Raw genomic sequence first — 5,410 nt, 5'->3', positions numbered from 1 at the left:
TGGATGTCACGCGCCAGTTCAGTTGTGGCTGGCTGAAAGTTCAGACCTGCGTCTGAGGGCTTGCCGATCGTCTCTTGTGCCATTGCAGGAAGTGCGAGAAAGGCTGCCCAGAGTCCCATGAGGGTCGAAAGAATTCGCATGTGTCACCCGTGCGGTTGCGTATTTCGTCGTGTCTTATTCGGTCTTCCACGCCAATGGCAATGGAATCCCATTGTTTTGTCGGTGCTTTGAACCATATTCTGCGCACCAGATAAAGGAATATACTTGCGGCAAACAGCCGCTTTTTTGATTTGCTTCAAAAAACCCGAAAGGCAAGGACCCATGGCAGACGAAAAATTCGCCCCATTCGAGACAACACTGGATGAGAATCGCGCTTTGGCCTTGTTGCAAGAGGCCACACAGGGCGCTGAAGACGGCGAGCTGTTTCTGGAACGCGCCCGCTCAGAGGCTTTGGTCTTTGATGATGGGCGTGTGAAAACAGCCAGTTACGATGCAACCGAGGGATTTGGCCTGCGCGCGGTCAACGGCGAGGTCGCAGGCTATGCCCATTCCTCCGAGATTTCCGAATCTGCCTTAAAACGCGCTGTAGCCACCGCCCGCCTTGCGGTTGGTCAGGGGGGCGGCGTGTTGGCTGAAGGCCCAATGGCGACCAATCGCAAGCTTTATACAGACAGTGATCCCATCGGATCGGCCAGCTTTCCGGTAAAAATCGAAACCCTGCGTGACATCGACGCGTTTGCGCGCGATTTGGATTCGCGCGTGGTTCAGGTCAGCGCGACCTTGATGGCCTCGCTGCAAGAAGTCTTTATTCTGCGGCCCGATGGCACACGGATCTCTGATGTGCGTCCGATGACCCGTGTGAATGTTTCTGTGATCGTCGAAGATCAGGGTCGGCGCGAGTCGGGCTCGGCCGGTGGCGGCGGGCGCGTCGGGCTGGATGGGCTGATTGCCGCGGACGACTGGCAGGCAAAAGCCCGCGAAGCCCTGCGCATCGCGCTGGTCAACCTCGAAGCTGTCCCTGCCCCGGCGGGCCAAATGGATGTTCTGCTTGGGCCGGGCTGGCCCGGTATCTTGCTGCACGAGGCGGTTGGCCACGGGCTTGAAGGTGACTTTAACCGCAAGGAAAGCTCGAGCTTCTCGGGCCGTATTGGCGATCAGGTTGCCTCTAAAGGTGTCACAGTGATCGACGACGGCACGCTTCCTGACCGGCGCGGGTCTCTGACTGTAGATGACGAAGGCACCCCCAGCCGCAAGAACACGCTGATCGAGGACGGTGTCTTGGTTGGCTATATGCAAGACCGCCAGAACGCACGCCTTATGGGGGTAGAGCCCACGGGCAACGGGCGGCGTCAAAGCTATGCGCATATGCCAATGCCGCGCATGACAAACACATATATGAATGGCGGTGACAACGACCCCAAAGACCTGCTGGCGGATCTGAAGGACGGGATCTATGCGGTCGGATTTGGCGGCGGTCAGGTGGATATCACCAACGGCAAATTCGTGTTCTCCTGCACCGAAGCCTATCAGGTCAAAGACGGCAAAGTCGGTGCACCGGTCAAAGGCGCCACTTTGATTGGCGATGGCGCAACCGCGATGACGCAGATCCGCGCCTTGGGCAACGACATGGAACTTGATCCAGGTATGGGCACTTGCGGCAAAGCCGGACAAAGCGTGCCTGTGGGCGTCGGACAGCCGACCGTTCTGATGGGCGGTCTTACCGTTGGGGGCTCTGCGACCTAATGCGCCAAGAGCCTGACAAAATTTAGCAGTTCGCTTTACGGCCTGTTAACCAAGGATTCGTAAGACTTGGCTCTGCAAGACGGCGGAGCCAAGGATGAGCATCGGTCAGTATTCTTCCAATGACCCCAAGAACCCACCCACCTCGGAAGACGAGCGGTATCTTTGGCTTCGCCTCTTGCGATCTCGACGTGTGGGGGCCACCACCTTTCACCGTCTGCTCAAAGACTTCGGCACGGCCCAGAACGCGCTGGACGCCCTGCCCGGCATCGCCGCAGAAGCAGGGATTGACGAGTATGAGGTGTGTCCCGAAACGGTCATCGACACCGAACTGAAAGCCGCCAGCAAAGCCCGCGCGCAGCTGATCTGTTATGGCGAGGCCGCCTATCCTGCGCCGCTTTATGATTTGCCAGATGCGCCGCCGCTGTTGTGGGCGCGTGGGAACATTGATCTGTTGCAACAAGACGGCATTGCGCTGGTTGGCGCTCGAAACGCCTCCTCGCTTGGGTTGCGCATGGCCCGCGCGCTGGCGCGTGACCTTGGCGCGTCAGGCCAGGTGGTGATCAGCGGTCTGGCCCGTGGAACAGACGCAGCCGCACATGAGGCCGCGCTGAGCACCGGGACGATTGCAGTTTTCGGGGGCGGCGTCGATCGCATCTATCCTGCCGAGAACAAAGAACTGGCAAAACGCGTGCTGAAACAGGGGTTGATCCTGTCAGAGCAGGCCATGGGGCTGCACCCGCAGGCGCGACATTTCCCGCCCCGCAACCGGATCATTTCAGGCCTGTCCAAAGCCGTGGTGGTCGTTGAAGCCGCCGCAAAATCAGGATCCCTGATCACCGCGCGCAATGCGCTGGATCAGGGGCGTGATGTGCTGGCGGTTCCCGGCCATCCGTTTGATGCGCGCGCCGCAGGCTGCAACATCCTTATCCGCGACGGTGCTGTCCTTGTACGCAACGGGTCTGACGTCATTGATGAGCTGAACTTGCACCCGCCTGCACCATCTGCCCAAGTTCCAGAGCCACCAAAGCCCCCCAGCCTCGCCGAAACCGCGAAGCTGCACCAAAATATCCTCTCGCGCCTTGGGCCAGTCCCCTTGGCCGAAGACCAGTTGATCTTTGATTTGAAATCGGCCGCCCGATCTCTGGCGCCGGCGCTTTCGACGCTTGAACTACACGGGAAAATCCTGCGGCGCGCGGGCGGGCTCTTGTCTAAACGCTGATCCCCGACTACATGCCCCGCAAGCCTGCCGCAGACGTTGGGTTTTGCAGGGGTCATTGACAATGCCCCCTTCCCCCGCACATCTTCTGCCGCCATAAGGCCAATAAAAATGAGTCTTGAGGAGTCCAGAGTAAAGCATGCCCGTCGTCGTCGTCGAATCCCCAGCAAAAGCCAAAACAATCAATAAATACTTGGGGTCTGACTATACGGTGCTTGCCTCTTATGGCCACGTGCGCGACCTGCCCGCCAAGGATGGCTCTGTTGATACCGACAATGATTTCGCCATGACCTGGGAGGTCGGCACCGACAGTCGCAAACACGTCAAAGCCATCGCGGACGCTCTAAAAGAAGACAACAGCCTGATCCTCGCAACCGACCCCGATCGCGAGGGCGAGGCGATTTCTTGGCACCTTGAAGAAGCGCTGCGCAAACGGCGCGCCATTAAGAAAGACACACCGGTCAGCCGCGTGGTCTTTAACGCGATCACCAAAACCGCCGTCACCGAAGCAATGCAAAACCCGCGTCAGGTGGACGAGCCGCTGGTCGAGGCCTATCTGGCCCGTCGCGCGCTGGATTATCTGGTGGGCTTCAAGCTGTCTCCGGTGTTGTGGCGCAAGCTGCCCGGCGCGCGGTCTGCTGGTCGGGTGCAATCGGTCTGCCTGCGTCTGATTGTCGAACGCGAAGAGGAAATCGAAGCCTTTAACGCGCAGGAATACTGGTCAGTGCGCGCCTTGCTCCAGACCCCGCGCGGCAAAGATTTTGAAGCGCGCCTGACGGTTCTGGGTGGCCAGAAACTGGACCGGATGTCGCTGAAGGACAGCACCGCTGCGGAACTTGCAGTTCAGGCGGTAACCTCTCGTAATCTCTCGGTTAAATCCGTTGAGGCCAAGCCGGCGACACGCAACCCATCGGCTCCGTTCATGACCTCGACACTGCAACAGGAAGCCAGCCGGAAATTCGGCATGGGCGCGCGCCAATGTATGAACACGGCACAGCGTCTCTATGAGGCAGGCCTGATCACATATATGCGGACCGACGGCATCGACATGGCGCCCGAAGCAGTGATGGCGACCCGCGACGCCATCAAGGATCGCTATGGCGAAGACTACATCCCGAGCTCGCCTCGGATGTATAAAAACAAAGCCAAGAACGCTCAGGAAGCGCACGAATGTATCCGCCCGACGGATATGAACAAAGACGCCAGCCAGATCAAAGTCAGCGAGCCGGATCAACGCAAGCTCTATGATCTGATCTGGAAACGCACCATCGCCTGTCAGATGGAAGCCGCGCGTCTGGAACGCACAACGGTCGATATCGCCTCTGATGACGGTCAGGTCGAGCTGCGTGCCACCGGTCAGGTGGTCATGTTTGACGGCTTTATGAAGGTCTATGAAGAAGGGCGCGACGACGTTCAGGACGACGACGACAAACGCCTACCCCAGATCATGCAGGGCGAGCCAGCGGTCTTTGCCCCCAAAGGTCTGTCTGAACAGTTCAACAAGGCTGCAGGCCGCGAGGGTGATGTCATCGAAGCAACCCGCGCGGACAATGCGATCCTGTCGGACAATGCGGGCGTCCTTGCGCTGCAACACCACACCCAACCACCGCCTCGCTATACCGAGGCGACTTTGGTCAAACGCATGGAAGAATTGGGCATCGGACGCCCCTCGACCTATGCCAGCGTAATCACGACGATTCAGGATCGGGAATATGTTCGCAAAGACAAGAACCGCCTGTTTCCAGAGGAAAAAGGCCGGATCGTTACGATCTTTTTGATGAACTTCTTCCGCAAATATGTTGGCTATGAATTCACCGCCAACCTGGAAGAAAGCCTTGATCACGTTTCAGCAGGCGACCAAGACTATAAAGAAGTGCTGGCCACGTTCTGGCGGGATTTCTCGGCTGCGATTGCAGAAACCAGCGACCTGCGGGTGTCCGAAGTTCTGGACAAGCTGGATGCAGCCCTTGCGCCACAGCTTTACCCGCCACGCGAAGACGGCTCGGATCCTCGGATCTGTCCCAAATGTGGAACTGGACAGCTGCACCTGAAAACCTCGCGTACCGGCGGGTTTGTGGGCTGCGGGAACTATCCGGAATGTCGCTATACGCGCCCGCTGAACGGCGATGCGGACGACGCGGGCGATGTGATCCTTGGACAGGATGACGACGAAAATGACATTCTGCTGCGCAAGGGGCGCTTTGGCCCTTATGTGCAACGCGGCGAGATCACGGAAGAGAACAAAAAGCCTGATCGCGCGTCCCTGCCGCGTGGCTGGGATGCCGCAGCGATGGATCTGGAAAAGGCTCTGACGCTGTTGTCCCTGCCCCGCGCCATTGGTCTGCACCCCGAAGGAGGCGAGATCACAAGTAACTTTGGGCGTTTCGGCCCCTATGTGATGCATCAGCTGCAAGACGAGGCAAAGCCTGTTTACGCCAACCTCAAAGATCC

3 protein-coding genes are annotated in these 5,410 nt (G+C 58.6%); all 3 read left to right on the top strand.

Annotation, left to right across the window (positions count from 1 at the left end; translation table 11 throughout):
- Positions 1 to 321 precede the first annotated feature (321 nt).
- Positions 322 to 1,743: a metalloprotease TldD gene (gene tldD / locus ACEQWH_RS16165; protein WP_370232574.1), complete on the top strand. Its 1,422-nt coding sequence runs from the start codon at positions 322 to 324 to the stop codon at positions 1,741 to 1,743.
- A 94-nt stretch (positions 1,744 to 1,837) separates the two neighbouring features.
- A complete protein-coding gene (dprA, locus tag ACEQWH_RS16160) occupies positions 1,838 to 2,962 on the top strand; it encodes a DNA-processing protein DprA (RefSeq protein ID WP_370232572.1) in 1,125 nt (374 codons plus the stop codon).
- 136 nt (positions 2,963 to 3,098) lie between these two features.
- The coding region (gene topA / locus ACEQWH_RS16155) for a type I DNA topoisomerase (RefSeq protein WP_370232570.1) at positions 3,099 to 5,410 on the top strand (2,312 nt) is incomplete at its 3' end.

Source organism: Cognatishimia sp. (genome assembly GCF_964229375.1).
In the GTDB taxonomy this organism is placed as follows: Bacteria; Pseudomonadota; Alphaproteobacteria; order Rhodobacterales; family Rhodobacteraceae; genus Cognatishimia.
This window is presented reverse-complemented; position numbering and strand designations above follow the sequence as displayed.

Coding starts and splice junctions, on each gene's coding strand:
- tldD (WP_370232574.1), top strand. CDS start 322: ATGGCAGACGAAAAATTCGCCCCATTCGAGACAACACTGGATGAGAAT.
- dprA (WP_370232572.1), top strand. CDS start 1,838: ATGAGCATCGGTCAGTATTCTTCCAATGACCCCAAGAACCCACCCACC.